This is a genomic window from Aeromonas sp. HMWF016, from assembly GCF_963878195.1.
GTDB lineage: Bacteria > Pseudomonadota > Gammaproteobacteria > Enterobacterales > Aeromonadaceae > Aeromonas > Aeromonas lacus.
The window spans coordinates 22,879-47,647 of sequence record NZ_CAWNWX010000114.1 but is presented as its reverse complement, the minus strand read 5'-3'; the positions used below and the strand labels follow the sequence as shown (position 1 = coordinate 47,647).

The following is a 24,769-nucleotide window of genomic DNA, read 5'->3' as shown; positions in this document are numbered from 1 at the left end:
GTCCTCGATCCCCGCCTCATCCTGATGATCCTGCCAGTAACCGACCGCCAGCTTGCCAAGGTCTACCTCGGCGGCGGTGGGTTTGAGGGCAACGATGGCCTGGAGCAGGGGGAAGCTTTGCTGGATGGGGAGGGGGGCGCCCTGGTGGCGGCGAACGACCCGGTGGGCCTTGAGGATATCGATGGTGGAGGCGTTTTGCAGCGGGCGGCCGTAGAGGGTGATCTCGACCCCTTGTTGTCGGTAGAGGCGACCAATCAAGGGCTGCATGGCTTCGGCGAGCTCCTGGCTCTCCTGCCACGTTTGCAGATAGTGCTCGTGGGTCATTGACCAGATCCTTTATTTCACGTTGTTGGTGCAAATAGAAAATTCGTCGAATGCAGATCAGTGTAGGGGTGTCGATTTCGTTATAGTATTCTGCAATCGCGGCCTTATACGGCGCGCGCATTGTAATGGATATGTAACCGGTTTGCTAGCCGAAGGTGGCCACATAAGGCTCCAGTTGTTGCCAGTCACTGTTATCAACCAGATGTGAGCCATGATCCCCACAGCCCTGCGACAACCGCTCTTTATCCTCTCGGCCGGCCTTGCCGTCGCCGGTTGCGATAACGATCGGCTCCACACCATCTGCAGCAATCACCCCGAGCTCTGTCAGGATCTGGTGGACGACGGCTGGTGCCGCTACGAGCGCACCGATGTCATCCGCAGCCGCTTCTACCTGCAAGAGGAGCAGAGCGATCGCCGCAGCTACGAGCTGATGCGCAGTCTGGAGCGTTACATCAAGTGCGCCGAGCACTCCACCAACATCGAGTACAAGCGGGCCCGCGAGCAGAAGAGTCCACGGGTAGAGGGGATGCTGGCCGCCGGCGATCAGCTGGCCCGGCTCGATACGGCGACCCGCAACTCGCAGGATCCCTACCTGCTGCTCTGGCACTGGACCAACAACAGTGACGAGCGGGCTCGCCAGCTGTTTCTGGCGCAGGAGGGGGGCAAGGGGCTGGAAGAGCCCGACCTGCAGCTGGTGCTGGCCGGCATTTATGCCAAGAGCGAGCCGGACAAGGCCATCGTCATCCTGCACCACGGCCTCTCCCTCTATCGCGAGGGGGAGCCGCTCAACAGCCGTCTGCTTACCTCCCTCAGCACCCTCTACATGGGCCAGAAGCAGTATGAGCAGGCCTATCTGTGGGGCAAGGTGAGCGAAGCCTTCCCGAACAACCCCGAGGTCTCCGCCAAGCGTTTTGGCCTCTACTACAGCCTGAGCAAGCCCCGTCAGGATGCCCTCGATGCCCAGGCGGCCGAGATCGTCCGGCAACTGCAAGGCGGCAGCTACCGACCCTGAGGAGATGATGAGCAACCCATCCGGGGCCAGCGTCTGGCCCGAGCCCTTTGACCTCTCGTTTGTACACGGCGAGATAACCACCAATGGCCGCACCCTGGAGCGCCTCACGGTGCGCGCCGTGGTGCCCCGTGGCGACGAGCTGCTGCTGGTTCACTCCCGGGTCAACGGCGATCTGATGTTCCCCGGGGGCGGCATTGAAGCGGGGGAGAGCCACCATGTGGCGCTCGCTCGCGAGCTGCTGGAGGAGTGCGGTGCCGAGCTGCGGGAAGTGGGGGGCCTGCTTGGCGAGACCCGTGAATATCGTGCCGCCCGCGAGCCGGGGTTCGATGCCTACTGTATCCGCTCGCTCTACTACTTGTGCCGGATTGGCGATCAGCTGGTGGCCCCGCAGCCGCAGCCCTACGAGATCCGCCTTGGCTTCGTGCCCGGCTGGTTTGCTCTCGACGAAGCGTTGCAGACCAACAAGACCCAGCTGGCGGGGCCCTGTCCCCAGTGGACGGCGCGGGAGACCCGGGTGCTGGCCCAGTTGCAACGCTGGCATCAGCAGGGGATCTTCGACCACGGCTACTGAAGTAGATCAAGCCGCAACGGTCAGTGACACCAACAAAAAGAGCGCCAATGGGCGCTCTTTTTTTCATTGCGAGGGTGGCGGTTGCTGGGCCACTCTGTCGTACGAGATCATTTGACCTCTTCGCCCTTGGCTTGCAGATCAGCATGGTAGGAGGAGCGAACGAAAGGACCGCAGGCAGCGTGGGTAAAGCCCAGCTCCATGGCGACATCTTTCAGCTCGTCAAACTCTGCTGGCGGCACGTAGCGCTTGACCGGCAGGTGGTGGCGGCTCGGCTGCAGATATTGACCCAGGGTCAGCATGTTGACGCCGTGGGCGCGCAGATCCTTGAGCACCTCGACGATCTCTTCGTTGGTCTCGCCAAGGCCCATCATCAGACCGGACTTGGTCGGCACGTGGGGGTGCATCTCCTTGATGCGGCGCAGCAGCTCCAGCGACCACTTGTAGTCGGCGCCCGGGCGGGCGACGCGATACATGCGCGGCGCGGTTTCCAGGTTGTGGTTGAAGACGTCCGGCGGGGTCTCGCGGAACACCTCCAGCGCTTGCTCCATCCGGCCACGGAAGTCCGGGGTCAGGATCTCGATGCGGGTCTGCGGGCTGTGCTCGCGGATCTCGCGGATGCAGTCGGCGAAGTGCTGGGCACCGCCGTCGCGCAGATCGTCGCGATCCACCGAGGTGATCACCACATACTTGAGGTTCATCTCCTTGATGGTCAGCGCCAGCTTCTTCGGCTCTTCCGGATCGAGCGCCAGCGGGCGGCCGTGGGCCACGTCGCAGAAGGGGCAACGGCGGGTGCAGATGGCGCCCATGATCATGAAGGTGGCGGTGCCGTGGTTGAAACACTCCGCCAGATTGGGGCAGGAGGCCTCTTCACAGACCGAGTGCAGCTTGTTCTTGCGCAAGGTGCTCTTGATGTGTTCGATCTTCTGGCTGGAGGGGGGCAGCTTGATCCGCATCCAGTCCGGCTTGCGAAGGAGTTCTTCGTTGGGATCCGGCATGAATTTCACCGGGATCAGGGCCATCTTGTCGCCATCGCGCAGCTTGACGCCCGGCTCCATACGAACGGGTTTGCTCATGATTCACTCTCGGTGTTTGTTATTGTTTGATAGCCAATCAGGCGAGCCAGCTCGGCCACCAGAATGGATTGCGCCTCGGCCACGCTTTGCGGGCCGCCCAGGGCGCTGGTCTGGGTCATGGCCATGCCCGCATAGCCGCACGGATTGATGTGCAGGAAGGGGGTCATGTCCATGTTGATATTGAGGGCCAGCCCGTGGAACGAGCACCCCTTGCGGATGCGCAGCCCCAGCGAGGCCAGTTTTGCCTCCATGCCAAGGTCATTTTTCACATAGACCCCGGGGGCATCGGCCTTGGCATAGGCCTGGATATCGCTTTTGGCGAGGGTGTTGATGATGGCTGTCTCCAGAGCGGTCACCAGCTCGCGAACCGAGAATTTGCAGCGGCGGACATCCACCAGTACGTAGAGCACCAGCTGGCCCGGGCCGTGATAGGTCACCTGACCGCCGCGATCGCTCTGCACCACCGGGATATTGCCCGGATTGAGCAGGTGTTCGGCCTTGCCGGCCTGGCCCTGGGTGTAGACGGGATCGTGCTCGACCACCCAGAACTCGTCCGGGGTGTCGCTGGTGCGGTTGTCGGTGAAGGCTTTCATGGCGTCCCATACCGGCTGGTAGGGGCGGCGACCCAGCTGCCTGACAATCAGGCTGGACTGGGCGGGGATCTGGGATGACATGGCGTCCTCGCGGCGTGCTGCGGCCAAAAACAGTCGCCCCGCAGAACGGGGCGAGAGAGAAATTACAGTACGTATTTCACCAGCTCGATCTTGCCAAGGGCGTGGTACATCGCTTCGATGTGCTCTTTGCTCTGGGCAGTCACGGTCACGCGGACCGAGTGGTAGTTGCCCTTGGAGCTCGGCTGGACGGTCGGGCTGTAGGTGCCGGGGGCGTGCTGCTGCAGCACTTCAACCACCATTTCCGGCAGTGCCGGGTCGGCAACGCCGAGTACCTTGAACGGGAATTTGCAGGGAAACTCCAGCAGTTCATCAAACTTGGTATTCATTTACTCACCTTTTGCGTCATCACCGGGATGACTTCATCTTGGATGGCTAGTGGCCGATGGCCCGTGGAGGCCGCCATTTCAAGTCTATATGGGCACGGCTCATAACTATATGGGCGCTGCCCGGACCGGGATCAAGGCCAGGATCGGTCAGACAAGGATGGAAGTGCTGCTTTTTACCACAAATCAGGGTAAGGCGGAACCTGCAGTTTACAGGGTTATTCACTGCTTTTGTCTGTCACAGACAGCAGCGGCGCCTGTTGGCGCCGCTGTTTGGTGAGGATTGTGCGTTGGATTACTTGAACCAGCTGGTGACCAGCAGTACCAGGTAGTCCCACAGACGGCTCATCAAGCCACCTTCCTGCACCTCTTCCAGGGCTACCAGCGGCACCTGCTTGATCTCTTTGTCACCCTGTTTCAGGAACACGGTACCGACGCGCTGACCTTTGGCCAGCGGCGCTTTCAGCTCGCTGTCGAGCTGGAAGTCAGCCTTCAGGTTGTTGCCCTGACCGCGGGTGACCAGCACGGAGACATCTTTGTCGACGCCCAGTTTCACTTCCGGTTTGTCGCCCATCCAGATCTTCTGGGTGACTAGCTCGGTGCCTGCCTTGTACGGGGTCAGGCTCTGGAAGAAGCGGAAGCCGTAGGTGAGCAGTTTTTTGCTCTCGGCGGCGCGGGAGGCTTCGCTGCTGGCGCCCAGTACCACGGCGATCAGGCGCATGCCTTCGTTGTTGGTGGCAGAGGAGACCAGGTTATAGCCGACCTGGCTGACGTGGCCGGTCTTGATGCCGTCAACTTGCAGGGATTGATCCCACAGCAGGCGGTTGCGGTTGTGCTGGGTGATGCCGTTGAACACGAAGGATTTCTGGGAGTAGATCTTGTACTCCTCCGGCAGGTCGCGGATCAGCGCCTGACCCAGACGGGCCATATCGTGAGCGGTACTGTAGTGACCTTCCGCATCCAGACCGTGCGGGTTCATGAAGTGGCTGTCGTTCATGCCGAGCTTGGCGGCCCAGCTGTTCATCAGGCTGGCGAAGGAGTCGGTGCTGCCCGCCAGGAACTCGGCCATGGCGACGCAGGCGTCGTTGCCGGACTGGATGATGATGCCCTTGTTGAGATCATCGACGGAGACCTGCTTGCCCACCTCGATAAACATCTTGGAAGAGTCGGAGTAGTTCTTGGACCAGGCGTTCTGGCTGATGGTCACCATGTCGGTGCGCTTGATGTTCCCCTTCAGCAGCTCCTGGCCGATGATGTAGGAGGTCATCATCTTGGTCAGACTGGCAGGCGGCAGACGCTCTTCGGCGTTCTGCTCGGCCAGCACCTGACCTGAGTAGTAGTCGATCAGAATATGGGCCTTGGCGGAGATCTCCGGCGCGGCGGGAACCACCATGGGCATGGCATTCGGGGTCGGTGTCGGCACCGGCGTATTGGCCTGGGCGGTTACGCTGATCAGTGAGGCCAGAAGAACTGAACGGGCAAATTTGGACATCTTGAAATTCCTGCGAGCCAGATGGGGATAAAATGCGGGCCTAACTATACCAGATGCGCCCGCAGGTTATAGCCCGAGATGGCGATCAGAACTGGTTTTTTATCCATCACTCCCTGTCATCACGCCATAAAACGACGTGATGACAGTGAGTAAGCGGTTAGTCACATCCGCGGCAAAAGGGGGCGATCAGGGCACGATAAAGGCCTGTTCCAGCCCGCCCTGACGTACTTTTTCCAGCACACTTGCCTGCTGGTCGGCGGCGACCGGGCCAATCAGCACCCGGAAAATGGCGCCATGAGCATCGATTCGGTAGGGTACGCCGTAACGCTGGGTCATCACCTTGCCCATCGCCTCGGCCCGATCCCGGGAGCCGCTGGCCAGTACCTGGATCATCTTGCCATCATCACTGCTGGCAGGGGCTGCCGCCTTGGCCGGTGCCGCTTTGGCTGGCTTGGCGGCGGGTGCCTTGACGGGCGCCGCTTCTGCGGCCGGCGCAGCCATGGCGAGCTCGGTCGGTTGACCGATGAAGCCATCCTGTGACATCGCCTGAGGTGCAGCGGCGGCAGCCGGGGCGGTCGGCGTCATCTCGATGGGCTTCATCGGCTCCATGATCACCATCTGATCCGGGGTGTCGTTGATGAGTTCGAGCCGCACCCGCGCCTCGCCCCCCTCGATCATCTCGAGCTGTTTGGCGGCAGCGGGGGAGAGGTCGATGAGGCGACTGCTGTCAAACGGGCCGCGATCGTTGACCCGCACTATGGTCTCCAGCCCGTTGTCCAGATTGGTGACCCGCACGTAGCTGGGCAGCGGCAGGTTGCGGTGGGCGGCGCTGAACAGCTTGCTGTCCTGCACATCGCCGTTGGCGGTCTTCTGGCCATCGAGGGAGGGGGAGAGCCAGCTGGCAGTGCCCTCTTCGCTGTAGTGCTTGATATCGCGCCACACCTCGAATTTCTCCTGACCGCGCCAGTAGTCCCGGTTGCCGCTGGTGCTCAGGGGCTCGGGGCGCGGGATGGCGCCGGTGGCTTGCGGGATCTCGATAACGGGCGGTTTGCTGGCGGGCGGCAGATCGACCGGGGCGGACTGTTCCGGCTGGCTGCTACTGCAGGCGGCCAGCAACAAGCTCAGGCTGAGCGGGAGGAGTTTGTGACGAAGATGCATACGCTTCCTGAATGGCTTGGCTAAGTTGATACACCGCCATCGCGTAGAGCGGGCTGCGATTGTAGCGGGTGATCACATAAAAGTTATGCCGTGCGACCCAGTATTCCGGTCCATCGGCTTGATCAAATGCCAGTAACTTGACCGGCGTCTGCGGGGCCAGCGGCGTGGCGAGCTCAATCCCTGCCGCCGCCAGTTCTGACCACTGTTGTGTCAGCTCGGGCTCTCGCCTGAGCAGGGGATCAACCGCCATCAGCCCAATCTGGGCCGGCTCGACCACCGCTTCGCCCCAGCGCCACTGGTGGCTGGCGAAGTAGTTGGCCACGCTGCCGATGGCATCGGCCGGATTGGCGAAGAGATCCCGTTTGCCATCGCCGTCAAAATCGACGGCGTAGTGGCGATAGCTGGAGGGCATGAACTGCCCCATCCCCATGGCTCCGGCATAGGAGCCCTTGAGGGTATCGAGTTGCCACCCCTCCTCTTTGGCCAGCAATACCAGCTGGGCAAACTCCTTGGCAAAGAAGTCGCTGCGCTCTGGATAGTGAAACCCCAGGGTGTAGAGGCTGTCCAGCACCGGATGACGGCCCATCTGGCGACCGTAGAAGGTCTCGATGCCGATGATGGCGACGATAAGCGAGGCCGGTACCCGATAGGTCTGCTCGGCTCGCGCCAGCGTGGCGGCATGCTGCTGCCAGAACTGCAGGCCATCCCGGATGCGATCCGGGGTGACGAACAGCGGCCGGTAGCGGTGCCAGGGCTTGGCCTCCCACGGGCGGCTGATGGTGTCGAGCACCTCCTGCCTTAGCCGGGCGCTGGCCACCGCCGCCTGCAACTCCGCCAACGGCACCTGCTGCTGTTCGGCGAGCAGGGCGAGCCCGGCAGGTTCGACGGCCGCCTCTGCCGTAAGGGCAACGAGCGAGAGCAACAACCCAACCAGACGCATCAGGCAAGCAGTCTTCTATGAGTCTGGATGGACATCAGGATACCGAATCCGGCCATCAGGGTCACCATGGAGGTGCCGCCATAGCTCACCAGCGGCAGTGGCACCCCTACCACCGGCAGGATGCCGCTCACCATGCCCATGTTGACGAACACATAGACGAAGAAGGTGAGGGTGATGGCGCCACCCAGCAGCCGCTCGAAGCTGTTCTGGGCCTGCATCGAGATAAACAGGCAGCGGCTGATGACGTAGAGATAGAGCACCAGCAGCAGCGCCACCCCCACCAGACCGAACTCCTCGCTGAATACCGCGAAGATGAAGTCGGTGTGGCGCTCGGGCAGGAACTCGAGCTGAGACTGGGTGCCCTGCAGCCACCCCTTGCCAAAGACGCCGCCGGAGCCGATGGCAATCTTGGACTGGATGATGTGATAGCCGCGGCCGAGCGGGTCTTTCTCCGGGTCGATCAGCATCATGACCCGCTGGCGCTGATAGTCGTGCATCAGGAAGAACCAGAGCACCGGCATAAAGGCCGCGATCAGCAGCACCGCCAGTCCGATCAGCCACCAGCTGAGCCCCGCCAGGAAGATGACGAAGAAACCGGAGGCCGCCACCAGAATGGAGGTGCCAAGGTCGGGCTGGGCGGCAATCAGCAGGGTCGGCAGCAGCACCATGATGAGGGCTATCACCACGTGGCTGAGTTTGGGGGGCAGCGAGTGACGGCTGAGCCAGGCGGCCACCATGATGGGCATGGAGAGCTTCATCACCTCGGAGGGCTGGAACTTCATAAAGCCCAAGTCGAGCCAGCGCTGGGCCCCCTTGCCGATATGGCCGAATACGTCCACTGCGATGAGCAGCAGCACTACCCCGACAAACAGCGGCACCGACCAGCGGGCGTAGAGGGAAGGCGGCAGCTGGGCCATGCCGATCATCAGGGCGAAGGCGAGTCCGCCGCGCACCAGCTGGCGCACGATGGAGTCCATATCCTGGCCGGAGGCGGAGTAGAGCACCACCATGGAGAGGGCAACGACGGCCAGCAACCCCAGCAGCAGGGGCAGATCGATGTGCAGTTTGTACCAGATACTCTGCTGGCGGGCTGAATTACTCATTGGTTGCAACCTCACTCGGTTTGGACGGCTTTTCCGGTGCCGGTGGCAGTTGTGGTTCGGGCGGCAGCAGGAAGGCATCCATCATCTGGCGGGCGATGGGCGATGCGGCACGGCCGCCACCACCACCAATGGAGTTTTCCAGCACCAGCGCAACGACCGCCTTGGGGGCTTCAAAGGGGGCATAAGCGACGAATAGCGCATTGTCGCGATGTTCCGCCTTGACGGTTTTGATGTTGTAGACCTGGTTCTCTTTCAGACCGACCACCTGAGCGGTGCCAGACTTGCCGCCCGATGTATAGGGGGTATTGGCAAATGCGTGGCGACCACTCCCTTCCTTGCCTTGGTTCACCCGCCACATCCCCTCTTGTGCCACTTTCCAGAAGCTGTCGTTCTTGAGCTTGAGGGCGATGTTGGGGTTGACCGGGGCATCGACTACACCCGCTTGCGAGGCGGTGCTCTTAAGCAGGTGCGGGGTGACGTCGTGACCGTTCTGGGTCAGGATGCTGATCGCCTTGGCCAGCTGAAGCGGGGTGGCGCTCCAGTAGCCCTGACCGATACCGATGGAGATGGTGTCCCCCTGATACCAGGGCTGGCGCCAGCGAGCCATCTTCCAGTCGCGGGACGGCATGACCCCCTTGCTCTCCTCATAGAGGTCGACCCCGGTGTACTGACCGAAGCCGAACTTGGTCATGTAGCTGTGGATCTTGTCGATGCCGACCCGGTAGGCGAGATCGTAGAAGTAGGTATCGGCCGATACCTCGATGGCGCGATAGACATCGAGCCAGCCATGACCCCAGCGGCGCCAGTCGCGGAACTTCTTGGTGGTACCGGGAATAGAGAAGCTGGGGCCACCGAAGTAGCGATAGCCCGGGGTGATGGCCCCCTCGTTGAGGCCCATGATGGACATCATGGGTTTGACGGTGGAGGCGGGGGCATAGATCCCTTGCGTGGTACGGTTCACCAGCGGCCGCGCCGGATCGTTGAGCAGCGCCGAGTAGTTGGCGCCGGAAATACCGGTCACGAACAGGTTGGGGTCATAGCTCGGGCTCGACTCCATGGCCAGAATGGCGCCGGTCTTGGGATCCATCATCACGATGGCGCCACGCTGTCCGGCCAGCAACTGCTGGGCCTTGAGCTGCAGCCGCACATCGATGTTGAGGTAGATATCCTTGCCGGGAACAGGGGGCTGGAACTTGAGGGTACGGACAATCCGGCCGCGGTTGTTCACCTCGACCTCCTGATAGCCTGCCACGCCGTGCAGCTGATCCTCGTAATACTTCTCTACCCCCTGCTTGCCGATATCCTTGGTGGCTGCGTAGTTGGCGAGCTTGTCTTCCTTGTCGAGGCGCTCCACGTCGCGGGTGTTGATCTTGGCCACGTAGCCCAGCGCATGGGTGAGGGTGTCACCAAACGGGTAGTAGCGCTTGAGGTAAGCCTCGATGCTGGCACCCGGGTAGTTGTGCTGGTTGACCGAGAAGAGCGCCACCTGATATTCGGTCAGCTTCTCGTAGAGGGCGACCGGCTTGAAGCGGCGCTGGCGCTTCACTTCGGCCAGAAACTTCTCTTTTGTCCCCTCCGGCAGCCCCAGCAGGGCGACCAGCTCATCGGCGGTTTTGGCCAGATCCGGTGTCTCTTCGGGGACTATCTCCAGACTGTAGACGGGGCGGTTTTCCGCCAGCAGCACGCCGTTGGTGTCATAGATGAGGCCGCGCGGCGGCGCCACCGGCACCACCCGGATACGGTTGGAGTTGGAGCGGGTCTGGTAGGTGTCGTAGGACTCGACCTGCAGGTAATAGAGATTGCCCAGCAGCACCAGCATCAGCACGACGATGCCGATGTAGGCTACCAGGGTGCGCCGGAAGAACAGATTGCCCTCGGCACTGTGATCGCGCATCTCGATGCGTTGTTTCAGCATGCCTTTACCTCAGAACCATTGGGGCAATAACAGCAGGAGCGGCATTGTTCACTCTCTGTGATTCGCATGTGTGTCGGGGAGGGTGAGCCACATCCTGGCTCACTCCCTGTGATACGGGTGATTGGTGGTAATGCTCCAGGCACGGTAGAGGCTCTCGGCGACCAGTACCCGCACCAGCGGGTGGGGCAGGGTCAGCGGCGAGAGCGACCAGCTCTGCTCGGCGGCCGCCTTGCACTCCGGTGACAAGCCTTCCGGCCCGCCTACCAGCAGGGCGACATCGCGGCCATCGAGCTTCCACGCCTCGAGCTGGGTAGCCAGCTGCTCCGTGGTCCATGGCTTGCCCGGAATGTCGAGGGTGACTATGCGCGAGCGGCCAGCGGCAGCCAGCATGGCTTCCCCCTCTTTTTGCAGAATGCGGGGAATATCGGCATTTTTGCCCCGTTTGCCGGCGCCAATCTCCACCAGCTCGAACGGCATATCTTTCGGGAAGCGGCGGCGATACTCTTCAAAGCCATGCTCTACCCAGGCGGGCATCTTGGTGCCCACCGCGATCAACTGAATCTTCATGTCGGTACTTTGCTGCTCTCGTTATTGCGTGTTCACTTGAGCGGCACCGCCCCACAGTTTTTCCAGCTGGTAGAAGTCACGATGTTCATCCTGCATCACATGCACGATCACCGATCCCATATCTACCAGTACCCACTCTCCGCTCAGCTCGCCTTCCACGCTCAGCAGGTCTAGCCCGGCATGGCGGGCTTCACTGGCCAGATGGTTGGCGATGGCGCAGACGTGACGGTTGGAGTTGCCGGAGCAGACGATCATGGTGTCAGTGATGCTGGATTTGCCGCGCACATCGAGGGTGATGATATCGCGGCCTTTCATGTCATCAATCTTGTCGATGATAAAGGCGTGAAGTTCTTGGCCTTGCAATGAGTCTCTCCTGTATTCCGGCGCCTGACAGCGTGAGGGCGGCGGATTATATCATGGTCACTCCCGTTTCCTACCGGAACGGGACAGCTGGGGAGTCTTACCGGCAGATGGCGCGGTAGAGCCCCTGTTGATCAATATAGTGCGCAACCGGCTCGGGCAAGAGGTAGCGGGGATCTTCTCCCGCCGCCAGCAGCTTGCGCAGCCGGGTGGCAGACAATTCAATGGGTTGGTTGCTGGCCAACCAGATATAGCCTGCCCGTTGCCGGTGCAGGGCGGCTACCTCTTTGACCTGATGACGGGCCAGCAGTTCAGCCAGTTCGGCCGGATAATCGGGTTGCCAGCCGGGGCGGGTACTTACCACCAGATGGGCGTAGTCGAGCAGTTCCCGCCAGCGGTGCCAGCCGGGCAGGCCAAGCAGCGAGTCCATCCCCATCAAAAAGCAGAGCGGCGTATCGGGCAGCTCCTGACGCAGCGCGATCAGGGTATCGATGGTGTAGGAGGGCTTGTCGCGCCAAAGCTCGCGCTCATCCACCACGAAGTGGCGGTTCTCTGCCGCCGCCAGCCTGACCATGGCCAGACGCTGCTCGCTGGAGCAGTGCGGGTTGGCGCGGTGGGGCGGTATATGGTTCGGGATCAGCCGTACTTCGGCCAGACCAATGGCATCACGCGCCTCGATGGCGGGGCGCAGATGGCCGATATGGATGGGATCGAATGTGCCCCCCAGCAGACCAATAGGCGCCTTCAGCATGGCGTACTCTCCATCGCCAGCGGCAGGGGCGTGCCGTCACGAAAGCCGAGGGCTATGGTCTGCAGCATCAGCCAGGCTTGCTCGGTATCGAAGCGGCGCTGGGCGTCATCCAGCTGCGCCATCAGCTGCCACAGTTGCTGCAGCTTGGCGAAGGGGAGCCGGGTCAGTGCCTGTTGAATGAGCTGCTGGCGGCTCTGCCAGATGCGCAGGCGGCTAAAGTGTTCCCCCAGCGGCTGGCCGTTGCGCATCGCCAGCGACAGTTCGGTCAGCTGCTCCAGCTCGCGGCAGAGGGTCCATGCCAGCATCCCCGGCTCGGTGCCTTCGGCCCGAAGTGCCGCCAGAATGCGCTGGGCCCGGTTCACTTTTCCTTCCAGCAGGGTATCGACCAGCTGGAACGGGGTGAAGTGGGCGTGGCGGATGATGGTCTCCTGCAGATAGGTGACGCTGATGGGCTGGGGCGGCGAGAGCAGGGTCAGCTTCTCGATCTCCTGACTCGCGGCCAGCAGGTTGCCCTCGTAGGAGTGGCACATGAAGTTGATGGCATCCGGCAGCGCCTTGAGACCAAAGCGTTGGAAGCGGGCGCTCATCCAGCGCGGGAAAAACTTGGGCTCCGGGTGGTTGACCGGCACATAGGTGCCGATCTGGTAGAGCTTGTCGAACCAGGATGCCTTCATCTGGGTCTGGTTGAGACGACCGCCGCTGAGTACCAGCAGCAGATCAGGGTGGAGCTGCTTGCCAATGTCGCTGATGCGGGCAGCGAGATCCTTGTCGACCTTGGCGGGCAGTTCCAGTTCAATGATTTGGCGGGCAGAAAAGAGGCTCATCGCCTGACAGGCGTCGTAGACCTGATTCCAGTCCAGCCCCTGTTCCACCACGAAGGTGTGGCGTTCATCGAATCCCTGCTTGCGGGCGACCTGACGGATGGCGTCGATGGCTTCCAGTCGCAACAGGGGCTCGTCACCAAAAACGAGATAGCAGGGCCGAAGCCCTGCTTTGAGGTGGTCACCAAATTGTTCAGGATAAATTCGCATCAGAAGCTTGCCTGACTGAAATGAAGGCGTGCAAGAGTAGCGGCCTGCTTTGGCTGCTTGAACTGCGACTCGTCACCAAATTGTTCAGGGTAGATCCGCATCAGAAGCTGACCTGACTCAACTGCCGGATCACCTGGTTGGCCGCCTGCTCCTGCATTTCGCGGTTGAGCTGCTCCTGCTCACGAGAGGAGGCGAGCGCTGCATCCGGCTTGTTGAGGAAGCTGCGGTTGAAGTTGATGGGGAAGACCTGAGTCGGTTTGCCGGGCACCGAAACGGTGAACTGGGTGCTAAAGCCCAGCACATACTCGGTATCGACACCCTGTGCGTTGACCGAGGCGACCTGACTGCTGGCACCGATGCCGCCCAGGGTCAGTACCGGGATCCCCTCCTTGTCGGCCAGGGTAACCCCTGACGCCTTGAGACGGGTGGTGACCATCCGGTAGAAGTCGCTCTTGTTGTCGCCCACGACCTTCATGGTCTTCAATTCGGCCGGAATGCCAGTGCCGCGCATGTGAAAGCCGCAGCCTTGCAGCAGCAGGGCTGCCAGCATGATAGCCATCCAGCGGGTGAAGATGGTGCCCATAGAAAATCCTCTTTGCATTAAGGGAAAGCGGCGGGCGCAGGGCCCGCCGTTATCATCCGTTTGCTGTTACAGATTGGCAATGATCAGTTGGCAACTGATCAGTTAGCGACAATGTTGAGCAGCTTGCCCGGTACATAGATCACCTTGCGTACGGTCAGACCGTCGGTGAACTTCTGTACCGAAGCGTCAGCCATGGCCAGCTTCTCGACATCAGCTTGGCTGATCTCGGCCGGTACGGTCAGTTTGCCGCGCATCTTGCCGTTGATCTGCACCACCACCAGCTTCTCGGTCTCGACCATGGCCGCTTCATCGGCCACCGGCCATGCAGCGTGATCCACGTCGTCGCCCTTGCCCAGCATCTTCCACAGCTCGAAGCCGATGTGCGGAGTGATGGGGTAGAGCATGACCACCACGGCTTCCAGCGCTTCCTGCATCAGGGCGCGGTCCTGCTCGTCGCTGCCCAGCTTGGCCAGATTGTTCATCAGCTCCATGATGGCGGCGATGGCGGTGTTGAAGGTCTGACGGCGACCCACGTCATCGCTCACCTTGGCGATGGTCTTGTGCAGTTCGCGGCGAATGGCTTTCTGCTCGCTGGTGAGGGCGGCTACGTCCAGCGCGGCAACAGCGCCACCGGAGACGTGCTCGAAGGTGGTGCGCCACAGGCGACGCAGGAAGCGCTGGGCACCCTCTACGCCAGAGTCGGACCACTCCAGAGTCATCTCGGCCGGGGAGGCGAACATCATGAACAGACGGACGGTATCGGCGCCGTAACGCTCGACCATCAGCTGTGGGTCGATGCCGTTGTTCTTGGACTTGGACATCTTGGTCATGCCGGAGTGGATCACTTCACGGCCCTCAAGGTCGATGGCCTTGGTGATGCGACCCTTATCGTCACGCTCTACCTTGACGTCGGTCGGGCTGACCCAGACGTTGCCGCCCTTCTCGTCCTTGTAGTAGAAGGCGTCAGCCAGCACCATGCCCTGACAGAGCAGACGCTTGAACGGCTCGTCGCTGTTGACCAGACCTGCGTCACGCAGCAGCTTGTGGAAGAAGCGGGCGTAGAGCAGGTGCATACAGGCGTGCTCGATGCCGCCGATGTACTGATCCACCGGCAGCCAGTGGTTGGCAGCCGCCGGATCCAGCATGCCCTTGTCGTAGTCCGGGGAGCAGTAGCGCGCGTAGTACCAGGAGGACTCCATGAAGGTGTCGAAGGTATCGGTCTCGCGGAACGCTTCCTGACCGTTGTAGGTGGTCTTGGCCCACTCGGCGTCGGCCTTGATCGGGCTCTGGATGCCGTCCATCACTACATCTTCCGGCAACAGTACCGGCAGTTGATCTTCCGGAGTCGGGACCACGGTGCCGTCAGCCAGGGTCAGCATCGGGATGGGCGCACCCCAGTAACGCTGACGGGAGACGCCCCAGTCGCGCAGACGGAAGTTGACGGTACGCTTGCCGTGGCCGAGGGCTTCCAGCTTGTTGGCGATGGCATCGAAGGCGGCCTGGAAGTCGAGACCGTCAAACTCGCCTGAGTTGAACAGCACGCCCTTCTCGGTGTAAGCGGCTTCGCTCACGTCAGGGGCTTCGCCATCGGCCTGCTTGATGACAGCCTTGATCTCGAGGCCATATTTTGTGGCGAACTCGAAGTCACGCTGGTCGTGACCCGGAACGGCCATTACGGCGCCGGTGCCGTAGTTCATCAGCACGAAGTTGGCGACCCAGACCGGTACTTTGCGGCCATCCAGCGGGTGAATGGCATAGAGGCCGGTGGCCATGCCCTTCTTCTCCATGGTGGCCAGTTCTGCTTCGGCGACCTTGGTGTTCTTGCACTCTTCGATAAAGGCAGCCAGTTCAGGATTGCTGGCAGCAGCTTGCAGGGCCAGCGGGTGACCGGCAGCGATACCGACATAGGTGACGCCCATAAAGGTGTCCGGACGGGTGGTATAGACCTCCAGCTGCTCAGCCTGACCCTCGATGGCGAAGCTGATGTTGACCCCTTCGGAGCGGCCAATCCAGTTGCGCTGCATGGTCTTGACCATCTCTGGCCAGCCTTCCAGATTGTCGATATCGTTGAGCAACTCTTCGGCGTAGTCGGTGATCTTGATGAACCACTGGGGGATCTCTTTTTGCTCCACCGGGGTGTCACAGCGCCAGCAGCAGTTGTCGACAACTTGCTCGTTGGCCAGCACTGTCATGTCGTTCGGGCACCAGTTGACGGATGAGGTCTTCTTGTAGACCAGACCCTTTTCGTAGAGCTTGGTGAAGAACCACTGCTCCCAGCGGTAGTAGTCCGGTTTGCAGGTGGCGACTTCACGATCCCAGTCATAGCCCAGACCCAGCATCTTCAGCTGGTTCTTCATGTATTCGATGTTTTCGTAGGTCCAGGGGGCCGGCGCAGTGTTGTTCTTGATGGCGGCGTTTTCCGCCGGCAGACCGAAGGCATCCCAACCGATGGGTTGCAGCACGTTCTTGCCATTGAGGCGTTGATAACGGGAGATCACATCACCTATGGTGTAGTTGCGAACGTGCCCCATGTGTAGACGACCAGACGGATAGGGGAACATGGAGAGGCAGTAGAACTTCTCTTTGTCTACTTTCTCCACGGCCTTGAAGGTTTTCTTGGCATCCCAGTGCTTCTGCACTGCTGGTTCGATAGATTGGGGAACGTATTGCTCTTGCATTGGTGACATCCGGATCTGTGAAATGAATAGATAAATCAGCTGGGAAATCGCAATAGAATACCCATATCCTGCGGCGGCAACAACCGCCAGCATCCGTCAAGCCTGAAGCCGGGCCAGAAAGGGATTTAGCAGAGGAGTAACAGCCATGGACAAACGTCAAAAAGGGTATGAAACCTTCATTGCCGAACTGCAAAAGCAGTGGCAAGAGACAGAGCAGTTCCACGGGGAGCGCCTCAACCGGATGATTGCCCGCGTTCAGGCCTATCTGGAGGCGGCCAGCGACCTCACTCAGGACGAGCTGGCGCTGATCGCCGAGTATGTGAAGCGGGATCTGGGCAACTATGACGAGGGGCGCAAGGATGAGCTGGTGGAGGAGTCTCTCTTCATGCTGGCGCTCAAAGATACCGCTTGGTCCTGGCTGGCGGATGTGACCGACCGCGCCCAGGTGGAGTGGCTCGAGCTGGCTGACGAGCTGGAGCACAAGGGGGTTTACGAAGCGGGTGACTGGGTGGGGCTCGGGGTTATGGTGTGCGACCAGTGTGGCTGGCGCCATACGGTGCTCCATCCAGAGCAGCTTGATACCTGCCCCGAATGCGGCTGCGCCGAGTACCATCGCGAGCCGCTCTCGCCCTGATCCCGTCGTTTTAGCATGGTAGCTTGCAAGAGGCACCTCAGGGTGCCTCTTCTCATGTGGCTGAGGGGGCTGCTTTCCCGAGCGGATCACAGTAGCCTTGTGGCCCGGCGGGGTTGGCTCGCCTTCAGGGCGTTTATCAGGTGCAAGGAGTCATCCCCATGTTGAGCGAGATCTGGATCCGGGGCTATCGGTCGGTGCGCAAGCTATCCATGCCCCTTGGCAGGATCAATCTGGTGCAGGGGGCAAATGGCTGCGGCAAGAGCAACCTCTATAACGCCATTCATCTGTTGGCGAGCGCAGCCAGCGGAGAGCTGGCGAGAGCCATCTGCGCCGAAGGGGGCATCAGCCAGACCATGTGGGCAGGAGGTCTGCGTCCTGGCGATCGGGCAGATGCGCCCAAACGCATTATCCTCGGTATGCAGGCAGACCTGTTCGGCTATGAGCTGCAGATAGGTTTGCCTCCACCGCCGGTCAGCCCCTATTTCGCCTTCGATCCCGAGATCAAGCAGGAAGAAGCGTGGCTGGGGGAGCGCCGCTCCCCCTCCAACCGGTTGCTGATGCGGCGCAATCAGGCGGTCAAGGTGCTCGGCATCGACGGCAACAAGGTGGACTATGCCCCCGGTATGCTGCCCCACGAGTCGGTCTTCGGCCATCTGGCCGAGCCGGAGCGCTATCCCGAACTTGCCAGATTGCGCCACCTGCTTAACCAGTGGCGCTTCTATCACCACTTCGATATCGCTCCCGGCTCCCCCCTGCGCAGCCCACAGCAGGCGATCCGCACTCCGGTGCTGAGCCATGATGGGCGGGATCTGGCTGCGGCCTTTGCCACCATCGTCGAAATTGGCGATGCCCGATTGTTGCACGATATTCTCGCCCGTGCTTTCCCCGACGCCAGCTTCCACGTGGGGAACAGCGAAGCGGGGCTCGAGATGATGATGACGCGGGAGGGATTACGCCGCCCGCTGCGGGCTCGCGAGTTATCCGATGGAACCTTGCGCCTGCTCTGCCTGACGGTGGCCCTGCTCAGCCCGCGCCCGGCGCCGCTGGTGGTGCTGAACGAGCCGGAGAGCAGCCTGCATCCCGATATGCTGCCCGCACTGGGCCAGCTGATTGGTGAAGCGTCGCGCCACTCCCAGCTCTGGGTGACCACCCATAGCCCGGTTCTGGCACAGGCGATCGAAGCCCATGCGCCGTGTCGCCACATCCCTTTGCAGATGATTAACGGGGAGACCTGTCTGCATGATCCGGCTCGTCGCGAGTGGCGATTTGACGAGGATTAAAGGGTCAGAAATTGCAGGGCAAGAGATGAAAAAACGGCGCCCCGGGCCATGCGTTGACCCGGGGCGCCGTTAGTCAGGCAGGATTACTTGCCCGCGACGGAGAGACCGCCAAAACGGATCCGCGGGGCGTAGAAGCCCTTGCCATCGTTGTGGTGCAGGATATCCCCGACCGCTTCCAGCTCACCCAGCAGGCGGTAGAAGTTGCCCGCCACCGTGATGCCGCGTACCGGCTGCAGGCGAACCCCATCGCGGCAGAGGAATCCTGATGCGCCAAAGGAGAAGTCGCCGCTCACCGCATCGGCACCGGAGTGCAGACCATCGAGCTTGACCAGCTCCAGATAGTCGCCGCTCTGCACCTCCGCTTCGCTGTGGGGGCCGGCGCCAAACACCAGATGGCGAGCGGTCACATCGAGGGCACTGCGGGCGCCGCGTGCGGCCGAGCCGTTGCTGGCCACACCAAAGTGACGGGCGGTAGCACTGTTGTGGAGCAGGGTTTTCAGCTCCCCATCGCCAATCAGCAGCAGATCCGAGGTGGCAGCCCCCTCGCCATCAAATGCCTTGATGTTCATGCCGCCCGGCATATAGACCCGGCTCTCCAGAGTGAGCCAGCGGGAGGCGACGCTCTGCCCCACCTTCTCCCGCCAGGGGTTGATCCCCTGCTGGGCCCACTTGCCCGACAGTACCCCCTGAAAGCAGCCAAACAGGCTGGCGAAGCAGTTGGTACTGAAGATGACGCTGTAGCGACCGCTTGGTACCGCCTCGCCCGGCAGCAGGTCGCTGGCGACGGCATAGATTTGCGCGATGAGCCGCTGGCTATCCAGCTCGTCGAAGAGACGGCCATACTGCCCCTGCGAGTGCATCGACTGGCGGCCATCCCGTTCGACCAGCGCCGAGGTGTAGCAGCCGACGCTGAACTCGCCGTGCTGGCAGAGGGTGCCCTGACTGTTGGCGAGCCAGAGCTGGCTCTCCCCTTCGAAGAAGCTGTTGTAGGGGGCGCCGCTCACATCGGGCATGGCCAGCATGTCAGACTCGAGGCGCAGGGCCAGGGCGATCTTCTCCTCTACCGGCGTGGTATCGGGCTGATTGATCTCGGCGCAATCTGTGCTGAGCCGGTTATTGGCCACCGAGATGCGCTGATCCGGGTCTACCTTGGCAAAGCGGCTGGCATCCAGCGCATCCTGCAGCATGGCATCGAGCGCCGCCTCATCGAGCGATTCCGAGTAGGCGATGCCGACCCGGCCTTCCCTGATCAGACGAATGCCGAGCTGCTGACTGCTGGTCACCTTGTATTCGCCGAGCTCGCCCTTGTCGGCCTTGAGGGAGAAGGCTCTCTCCTGATTGGCGATGATGTCCGCTTCGGCGTTGAGATCGGCCACCTTGTCCAGCAGGCGGGTGAGCAGTTGATTCATGTCGATGGTGCTCATCAGGCGTTCCCTCCCACCAGAATATTGTCCACTTTCAGCGCCGGCTGGCCCACCGAGGTGGGGACCGAGCCCGAGACCGAGCCGCACATGCCGGCGGCCAGCGCCAGATTGCTGCCTACCATGGAGATCTCTTTCAGCACCTGCGGGCCGGTACCGATCAGGGTGGCCGACTTGAGCGGCTTGGTGATTTTGCCGTGCTCGATGAGATAGGCCTCCTGCACGTTGAAGTTGAACTCGCCGGTGCCGGGCTGTACCGAGCCGCCCCCCATCTTCTTGGCGTAGATACCGTGTTCGACGGTGGCCAGCATGTCGTCGAGGCTATGGTTGCCCGGTTCGATATAGGTGTTGCGCATGCGCGAGGTGGGGGCGTACTTGTAGGATTCGCGCCGACCCGAGCCGGTGCGGGCATAACCGGTCTTGAGGGCGCCCATTCGGTCCACCAGAAAACCGGTCAGCACGCCGTCCTTGATGAGCTGGGTGTGCTGGGTCGCCATCCCCTCGTCATCGACGTTGATGGAGCCCCAAGCATTGCTTTGCAGCCCTTCGTCCACCGCATTGACCACCGGATTGGCGATGAGCTGGCCCATCTTGTCGTGGAATACCGAGGCCTTTTTGGCCACCGAGGTGGTCTCCAGCAGATGGCCGCACGCCTCGTGGAAGATGACGCCGCCAAAGCCGTTCTCCATGATGACCGGCAGGGTGCCGCTCGGACAGGGAGCCGCGCCCAGCTTCACCAGTGCCTGACGGGTGGCGGTGAGCGCAAGCTCGCGGGGATCGATGCGCTCGGCATGTTCCCAGCCCATCAGGGCGCCCGGTGCCTCATAGCCGACGCTCTGCTCGCTACCTTCCCGGGCGATGGTCTGGGCCATGATGCGGTTGTAGTGGCGGCGATCGGCGACTTGCAGCCCTTCGCTGTTGAAGATCTCCACCTCCTGCTCCCAGCCCAGCACGTTGCCGGAGAACTGGCTCACCTTGCTGCTCTCGGCGCGAGCCACCGCATCCATGGCGTGCAGGTAGGCAATCTTCTGCTCCAGCAGCTTGTCGGCCGAGAGCGGCAGCACCACCGGATTGCGGTCGGTCAATCGGGTGAAATCGAAGGCGGTGGCGGTCACCACCGGATCGCGGCGGTCTTTGGCCGCCAGCAGGGTGACGATACGCAGCAGCTCGTCGCGGCTGGCCAGATTGGTGTAGCCGTAGAGCACCTTGTGGCCGTAGCAGAGGCGCACGCCGATGCCGAAATCGAGGCCACCGCTGATGTTCTCTATCTGGCTGGAGAGCAGGCTGAGCTGGCTGCGGCGCTTGCGCTCGGCAAACAGCTCGGCGAAATCGGCCCCGAGTGCCAGTGCGTGATCGAGCACGTCGCGGGCGATGGCGGGGGCCAACAGGGAGAGTGGCGTCATAGGATCTCCTTTTCTGGGCGGGTCTCAGCCTTCGCGACCCGGATTCGAGCGTGATGGTGTAGCTGCCCCATTGTTGCAGAGCGTTACTCAAATGTCGCTATGGCGTCAGCGGATGATACCGATTGAAAAAATCGATGCGATAACTGCGACCGCACTGGCGGCAAGGAAGGTTTAAGAGAGCGGAGAGAAGAGGGGGAGAGACCGGCATCCGCACTGGCTGGGATGCCGGACAGGCAGCGCGGGTCAGAGCAGCTCGTGAATTTCGGTCAGGATCTGGTCGACCCACTGTTCGATGCGGGAGTCGGTCTGGTCATACTGGTTGGCATCGTCGAGGGCTAGGCCGACGAAGTGGCGGCCATCGTCGATCAGCGCCTTGGAGGCATCGAATTCGTAGCCTTCGTTGGGCCAGTAGCCCACCAGTTTGACCCCTCTGGGTACCAGCTGATCGTGCAGCATGCCGAGTGCATCCTGGAACCATTCGCCATAACCCAGCTGGTCGCCGAGGCCAAACAGGGCGACGATGCGCCCCTCCAGATGGAGGTCGGCAATATCTTCCCAGCGGGACTCCCAATCCTCCTGCAGCTCGCCGAAATCCCAGGTGGAGATGCCGAGGATCAACACCTCGTAATCCTCCATCAGGCGCAGGGAGACATCCTTGATGTTGTGAATATCCACCAGCTCGGGGCCGATAAGGGCGCGGATCTTCTCGGCAGCCATCTCGGTGTAGCAGGTGGTAGAACCGTAAAACAGACCAATCTTCATCGCTCTTTATCTCTTTTGGCGCTTTCTCGCTTGCTCGTGTGGACTGCACCTGTTGGCAACACGATGGGCAACATAAGGGGAGGGCGCCAGTCTAGCAGATTGGCTGCGTCCCTTCACCGCCCGATATCACGGGCAGATCAGGTTGCGGCAAGCGGCTTGCACATCCGGCAAGCAGAGGCGTTACAATGGGCTACTGTTCTTCTGACTGCGACCGACCATGAGCAAGCCCGAGCCACATCCCCTGATTGAACCCTTTCTCGATGCCCTCTGGCTGGAGCGGGGCCTCTCCGATAATACGGTTAGCTCCTATCGCACCGATCTGGAAAAATTCTCCCTCTGGCTCGATGAGCAGGGCAGCTCCCTGCTGCTGGCAGGGATGGACGAGATCCAACACTATCTCGCATGGCGGGTCGATCATCAGTTTGCCGCCAGCAGTACGGCCCGCTTTCTATCGGCCCTGCGTCGTTTCTATCAGTACCTCAATCGCGAGAAGCTTCGCAGTGACGACCCTACCGTACTGTTGGAGGGGCCCAAATTGCCCAAGAAGCTCCCCTCCGATCTGAGCGAAGCGGAAGTGGAAGCGCTGTTGACGGCGCCGCTGGTGGATGATCCGCTGGAGCTGCGGGACAAGGCGATGCTGGAGCTGCTCTACGCCACCGGCTTGCGGGTCTCCGAGCTGGTAGGGCTGACTGCCGAGCATGTCAGCTTGCGGCAGGGGCTGGTGCGGGTGGTCGGTAAGGGTAACAAGGAGCGGCTAGTGCCGATGGGCGAGGAGGCGATGTACTGGTTGGAGCGCTATTACCGGGAGGGTCGAACCCTGCTGCTCGGCGGTACCAGCTCGGATGTGGTGTTCCCTTCCAAGCGGGCGCAGATGATGACCCGCCAGACCTTCTGGCACCGCATCAAGCTCTATGCCCAGCGGGCCGGGATCAACGGTGAATTATCCCCCCATACCCTGCGCCACGCCTTTGCCACTCACCTGCTCAACCACGGCGCCGATCTGCGGGTGGTGCAGATGTTGCTGGGCCACGCAGATCTCTCCACTACCCAGATCTACACCCATGTCGCCAACGAGCGGCTCAAAGCGCTGCACCGCGAACACCATCCCCGTGCTTAAGCCCGTTGCAGGCGATTCTTGCCCGCTTGTTTAGCCTGATAGAGGGCTGCATCGGCGCGAGCCATCACATCATCTGGTGCATCATTCTGGGATTCGGTAATGCCACCGCTAAAGGAGACGCTTAATCCCTTTTCCCGCCAATCCTGTTGCCCCATGCTGGCACGCCACAGCTCCATCAACTGCTGCGCGCTGGCAATATCCGTCTGTTCGAAAATGGCGACCAGCTCTTCTCCCCCAAAGCGGCACAGGGTTGCTTGTTCCTCCAGCAATTGGCTACCGAGCTGAGCTGTGCGTTTCAAAACGGCATCACCGATGGGATGACCATAGGTATCATTTATTTTTTTAAAGTTATCAATGTCGATAATCGCCAATATGTATTGGCTATTTTCTTTATACAGAGTGGCGAGCGTCTCTTCCAAATGACGGCGGTTGTACAAGCCGGTTAATGCATCACGCAGCGATTTTTCTGTTTCAGCCTGCATTTTGTCTGAAATCATCACAATTTCATCCTCCAGCTCCTCTATGCCAGCCAGCTTGGGGATAATAATCTGTTGCCCCGGTGGGGTTATACGCAATTGTCTAACAACTTGTACCAACGTGCTGATGGTATGTTCCAGACGTTGTCTGAAAATAATGGCAACCAGCGTGAACATCGATAGTGACAATACCAGAGTGATAAATATGGTAGGCAGCATTTCACCGATCAGTATATTGCTCTTGAAAGGAAAAACAGTAATAACTAGCCACGAAGGATTATTGTGAAGGGCATGATATGAAATGAGATCACCATTTTCGCTCATTAAGGTACCGTTCCTGCCTTTTAATTTATAAATCCATGGTTGATCAAGTAGACTGCCGTTTTTCAGTGGGTCGCTATGAGCCACAATCATCTTGCTGTCCCGGTCAAAAAGCATATAGGCAACTTGATTACTGCTCTCCAGTATACGGCCTATACGTGCTGAAAAAACTTTCAAGTTCAGGTCTATGCCAATCACGCCAAGAAATTCCCTCTGGTTATTAAAAACAGCATGGGAAAGGGTGACGACCGGTGTTTTTTCAATTGCGTCAATGTAAGGGGAACTCCAGATATTGGTGCCGGGATGCTCGATGGCATTGCGGTACCATGGACGTTCCGACTCTTTGAACTCTATCGGGGTTGGATGAAGAGAGAAATTGATATGCTTGTTATCCTGAAGCATGTAGTACACGGTTTTTATTGGGCCGTCGGGGTAAAGAAGGTATTGCCAAATGTCGCGATAACGTTGTTTTAATTCCGGTGGAAGATCTCCATCGTTTTCAGTGATGTCAGCAATGATGATATTTATTTGTCGTTCAACTGAAGAGAGCGAGTTATCCCATTGCTGCGCAGTACTATCGTTAAAAAATCTGGCGGTATTCAGCAAGGTATTCTTCTGCATAACAGAAAAAAGATACGCACTACCCAATGTGGTCAAAACCAGTGGTAGGGCTAGCAGCAAAAGATAGCGGAGAATAAAACTGTGATTGGAGTTTGTAGCAGAGGAAGTTTGCATAGTCACGATGCCCATAGAATATATTGATGCCATGTAACCATAGCCTACGGGCATCGTGACACATA

General features: G+C 60.5%; 23 protein-coding genes and 1 pseudogene. 5 read left to right on the top strand and 19 right to left on the bottom strand.

The window, feature by feature from the left end:
* Positions 1 to 324 (bottom strand): annotated as a pseudogene (locus AACS24_RS19840) (glyceraldehyde-3-phosphate dehydrogenase); the annotation flags it as partial.
* Between the two features lie 211 nt (positions 325 to 535).
* Here AACS24_RS19840 and AACS24_RS19835 point away from each other — a divergent pair.
* Together AACS24_RS19835 and AACS24_RS19830 are read left to right on the top strand one after the other, a co-directional pair.
* Positions 536 to 1,336, top strand: a complete 801-nt coding sequence (locus tag AACS24_RS19835) for a DUF2989 domain-containing protein (protein WP_108571755.1) — start codon at positions 536 to 538, stop codon at positions 1,334 to 1,336.
* Positions 1,337 to 1,343: 7 nt separating this feature from the next.
* On the top strand, positions 1,344 to 1,907 hold the full coding sequence (locus AACS24_RS19830) for an NUDIX domain-containing protein (RefSeq protein ID WP_108571754.1): 564 nt from the start codon (positions 1,344 to 1,346) through the stop codon (positions 1,905 to 1,907).
* Between the two features lie 107 nt (positions 1,908 to 2,014).
* Here AACS24_RS19830 and lipA read toward each other — a convergent pair whose 3' ends face one another.
* From lipA to leuS, 14 genes are all read right to left on the bottom strand, one after another.
* Positions 2,015 to 2,980, bottom strand: coding sequence for a lipoyl synthase (gene lipA, locus AACS24_RS19825; protein WP_005335190.1), 966 nt, complete (start codon positions 2,978 to 2,980; stop codon positions 2,015 to 2,017).
* A complete protein-coding gene (gene lipB, locus AACS24_RS19820) occupies positions 2,977 to 3,654 on the bottom strand; it encodes a lipoyl(octanoyl) transferase LipB (RefSeq protein WP_040066806.1) in 678 nt (225 codons plus the stop codon). Before lipB ends, lipA begins: the two co-directional genes overlap by 4 nt.
* Before the next feature lie 62 nt (positions 3,655 to 3,716).
* Positions 3,717 to 3,980, bottom strand: coding sequence for a DUF493 family protein YbeD (gene ybeD, locus AACS24_RS19815; RefSeq protein WP_005335178.1), 264 nt, complete (start codon positions 3,978 to 3,980; stop codon positions 3,717 to 3,719).
* 292 nt (positions 3,981 to 4,272) lie between these two features.
* Entirely contained in the window at positions 4,273 to 5,469 is a 1,197-nt protein-coding gene (locus tag AACS24_RS19810) for a D-alanyl-D-alanine carboxypeptidase family protein (protein WP_005335176.1), read from the bottom strand.
* A gap of 186 nt (positions 5,470 to 5,655) precedes the next feature.
* Entirely contained in the window at positions 5,656 to 6,627 is a 972-nt protein-coding gene (locus AACS24_RS19805) for a septal ring lytic transglycosylase RlpA family protein (RefSeq protein ID WP_108571753.1), read from the bottom strand.
* Positions 6,566 to 7,567, bottom strand: coding sequence for a lytic murein transglycosylase B (mltB, locus tag AACS24_RS19800; protein ID WP_108571752.1), 1,002 nt, complete (start codon positions 7,565 to 7,567; stop codon positions 6,566 to 6,568). Before mltB ends, AACS24_RS19805 begins: the two co-directional genes overlap by 62 nt.
* Positions 7,567 to 8,670: a rod shape-determining protein RodA gene (gene rodA, locus AACS24_RS19795; protein WP_033112715.1), complete on the bottom strand. Its 1,104-nt coding sequence runs from the start codon at positions 8,668 to 8,670 to the stop codon at positions 7,567 to 7,569. The genes mltB and rodA overlap by 1 nt, the downstream gene beginning before the upstream one ends.
* Positions 8,663 to 10,585 (bottom strand): penicillin-binding protein 2, encoded by a 1,923-nt coding sequence (mrdA, locus tag AACS24_RS19790; RefSeq protein ID WP_108571750.1) that lies wholly within the window; start codon positions 10,583 to 10,585, stop codon positions 8,663 to 8,665. The genes rodA and mrdA overlap by 8 nt, the downstream gene beginning before the upstream one ends.
* A gap of 99 nt (positions 10,586 to 10,684) precedes the next feature.
* On the bottom strand, positions 10,685 to 11,152 hold the full coding sequence (gene rlmH / locus AACS24_RS19785; RefSeq protein WP_005335166.1) for a 23S rRNA (pseudouridine(1915)-N(3))-methyltransferase RlmH: 468 nt from the start codon (positions 11,150 to 11,152) through the stop codon (positions 10,685 to 10,687).
* Between the two features lie 21 nt (positions 11,153 to 11,173).
* On the bottom strand, positions 11,174 to 11,515 hold the full coding sequence (rsfS, locus tag AACS24_RS19780) for a ribosome silencing factor (protein ID WP_033112713.1): 342 nt from the start codon (positions 11,513 to 11,515) through the stop codon (positions 11,174 to 11,176).
* 97 nt (positions 11,516 to 11,612) lie between these two features.
* The gene (gene nadD / locus AACS24_RS19775) at positions 11,613 to 12,263 is read right to left on the bottom strand and encodes a nicotinate-nucleotide adenylyltransferase (protein WP_108571749.1); all 651 of its coding nucleotides are present in this window, start codon (positions 12,261 to 12,263) and stop codon (positions 11,613 to 11,615) included.
* Positions 12,257 to 13,294, bottom strand: coding sequence for a DNA polymerase III subunit delta (gene holA, locus AACS24_RS19770; protein ID WP_108571748.1), 1,038 nt, complete (start codon positions 13,292 to 13,294; stop codon positions 12,257 to 12,259). Before holA ends, nadD begins: the two co-directional genes overlap by 7 nt.
* 100 nt (positions 13,295 to 13,394) lie before the next feature.
* Positions 13,395 to 13,877, bottom strand: a complete 483-nt coding sequence (locus AACS24_RS19765; protein ID WP_033112710.1) for an LPS-assembly lipoprotein LptE — start codon at positions 13,875 to 13,877, stop codon at positions 13,395 to 13,397.
* Positions 13,878 to 13,975: 98 nt separating this feature from the next.
* A complete protein-coding gene (gene leuS / locus AACS24_RS19760) occupies positions 13,976 to 16,555 on the bottom strand; it encodes a leucine--tRNA ligase (protein WP_108571747.1) in 2,580 nt (859 codons plus the stop codon).
* A 145-nt stretch (positions 16,556 to 16,700) separates the two neighbouring features.
* Between leuS and AACS24_RS19755 the strand changes: the two genes are divergently transcribed.
* Positions 16,701 to 17,189, top strand: a complete 489-nt coding sequence (locus AACS24_RS19755; protein WP_108571746.1) for a zinc ribbon-containing protein — start codon at positions 16,701 to 16,703, stop codon at positions 17,187 to 17,189.
* Positions 17,190 to 17,347: 158 nt separating this feature from the next.
* Complete coding sequence (locus AACS24_RS19750; protein ID WP_108571745.1) at positions 17,348 to 18,469, top strand: AAA family ATPase; 1,122 nt, start codon at positions 17,348 to 17,350, stop codon at positions 18,467 to 18,469.
* A gap of 83 nt (positions 18,470 to 18,552) precedes the next feature.
* Here the strand turns inward: AACS24_RS19750 and AACS24_RS19745 are convergent, their stop codons facing one another.
* From AACS24_RS19745 to fldB, 3 genes are all read right to left on the bottom strand, one after another.
* Positions 18,553 to 19,893 (bottom strand): TldD/PmbA family protein, encoded by a 1,341-nt coding sequence (locus tag AACS24_RS19745; protein WP_108571744.1) that lies wholly within the window; start codon positions 19,891 to 19,893, stop codon positions 18,553 to 18,555.
* On the bottom strand, positions 19,893 to 21,293 hold the full coding sequence (locus AACS24_RS19740; protein ID WP_108571743.1) for a TldD/PmbA family protein: 1,401 nt from the start codon (positions 21,291 to 21,293) through the stop codon (positions 19,893 to 19,895). The genes AACS24_RS19745 and AACS24_RS19740 overlap by 1 nt, the downstream gene beginning before the upstream one ends.
* Positions 21,294 to 21,536: 243 nt before the next feature.
* Positions 21,537 to 22,055 carry a flavodoxin FldB gene (fldB, locus tag AACS24_RS19735; protein ID WP_108571742.1) on the bottom strand — a complete coding sequence of 173 codons (519 nt, stop codon included), beginning with the start codon at positions 22,053 to 22,055 and terminating at the stop codon, positions 21,537 to 21,539.
* Between the two features lie 217 nt (positions 22,056 to 22,272).
* Here fldB and xerD point away from each other — a divergent pair, with 217 nt between their 5' ends.
* On the top strand, positions 22,273 to 23,172 hold the full coding sequence (xerD, locus tag AACS24_RS19730) for a site-specific tyrosine recombinase XerD (RefSeq protein ID WP_108571741.1): 900 nt from the start codon (positions 22,273 to 22,275) through the stop codon (positions 23,170 to 23,172).
* On the opposite strand, the gene AACS24_RS19725 is transcribed toward xerD, so the two are convergent.
* Positions 23,169 to 24,704, bottom strand: coding sequence for a sensor domain-containing diguanylate cyclase (locus AACS24_RS19725; RefSeq protein WP_108571782.1), 1,536 nt, complete (start codon positions 24,702 to 24,704; stop codon positions 23,169 to 23,171). The genes xerD and AACS24_RS19725 overlap by 4 nt on opposite strands.
* Between the last annotated feature and the right edge of the window lie 65 nt (positions 24,705 to 24,769).

Bases quoted from the DNA above. Each gene is read 5' to 3' on its own strand.
- AACS24_RS19835 (WP_108571755.1), top strand. From the start codon at position 536: ATGATCCCCACAGCCCTGCGACAACCGCTCTTTATCCTCTCGGCCGGC.
- AACS24_RS19830 (WP_108571754.1), top strand. From the start codon at position 1,344: ATGAGCAACCCATCCGGGGCCAGCGTCTGGCCCGAGCCCTTTGACCTC.
- lipA (WP_005335190.1), bottom strand. From the start codon at position 2,980: ATGAGCAAACCCGTTCGTATGGAGCCGGGCGTCAAGCTGCGCGATGGC.
- lipB (WP_040066806.1), bottom strand. From the start codon at position 3,654: ATGTCATCCCAGATCCCCGCCCAGTCCAGCCTGATTGTCAGGCAGCTG.
- ybeD (WP_005335178.1), bottom strand. From the start codon at position 3,980: ATGAATACCAAGTTTGATGAACTGCTGGAGTTTCCCTGCAAATTCCCG.
- AACS24_RS19810 (WP_005335176.1), bottom strand. From the start codon at position 5,469: ATGTCCAAATTTGCCCGTTCAGTTCTTCTGGCCTCACTGATCAGCGTA.
- AACS24_RS19805 (WP_108571753.1), bottom strand. From the start codon at position 6,627: ATGCATCTTCGTCACAAACTCCTCCCGCTCAGCCTGAGCTTGTTGCTG.
- mltB (WP_108571752.1), bottom strand. From the start codon at position 7,567: ATGCGTCTGGTTGGGTTGTTGCTCTCGCTCGTTGCCCTTACGGCAGAG.
- rodA (WP_033112715.1), bottom strand. From the start codon at position 8,670: ATGAGTAATTCAGCCCGCCAGCAGAGTATCTGGTACAAACTGCACATC.
- mrdA (WP_108571750.1), bottom strand. From the start codon at position 10,585: ATGCTGAAACAACGCATCGAGATGCGCGATCACAGTGCCGAGGGCAAT.
- rlmH (WP_005335166.1), bottom strand. From the start codon at position 11,152: ATGAAGATTCAGTTGATCGCGGTGGGCACCAAGATGCCCGCCTGGGTA.
- nadD (WP_108571749.1), bottom strand. From the start codon at position 12,263: ATGCTGAAGGCGCCTATTGGTCTGCTGGGGGGCACATTCGATCCCATC.
- holA (WP_108571748.1), bottom strand. From the start codon at position 13,294: ATGCGAATTTATCCTGAACAATTTGGTGACCACCTCAAAGCAGGGCTT.
- AACS24_RS19765 (WP_033112710.1), bottom strand. From the start codon at position 13,877: ATGGGCACCATCTTCACCCGCTGGATGGCTATCATGCTGGCAGCCCTG.
- leuS (WP_108571747.1), bottom strand. From the start codon at position 16,555: ATGCAAGAGCAATACGTTCCCCAATCTATCGAACCAGCAGTGCAGAAG.
- AACS24_RS19755 (WP_108571746.1), top strand. From the start codon at position 16,701: ATGGACAAACGTCAAAAAGGGTATGAAACCTTCATTGCCGAACTGCAA.
- AACS24_RS19750 (WP_108571745.1), top strand. From the start codon at position 17,348: ATGTTGAGCGAGATCTGGATCCGGGGCTATCGGTCGGTGCGCAAGCTA.
- AACS24_RS19745 (WP_108571744.1), bottom strand. From the start codon at position 19,893: ATGAGCACCATCGACATGAATCAACTGCTCACCCGCCTGCTGGACAAG.
- AACS24_RS19740 (WP_108571743.1), bottom strand. From the start codon at position 21,293: ATGACGCCACTCTCCCTGTTGGCCCCCGCCATCGCCCGCGACGTGCTC.
- fldB (WP_108571742.1), bottom strand. From the start codon at position 22,055: ATGAAGATTGGTCTGTTTTACGGTTCTACCACCTGCTACACCGAGATG.
- xerD (WP_108571741.1), top strand. From the start codon at position 22,273: ATGAGCAAGCCCGAGCCACATCCCCTGATTGAACCCTTTCTCGATGCC.
- AACS24_RS19725 (WP_108571782.1), bottom strand. From the start codon at position 24,704: ATGCAAACTTCCTCTGCTACAAACTCCAATCACAGTTTTATTCTCCGC.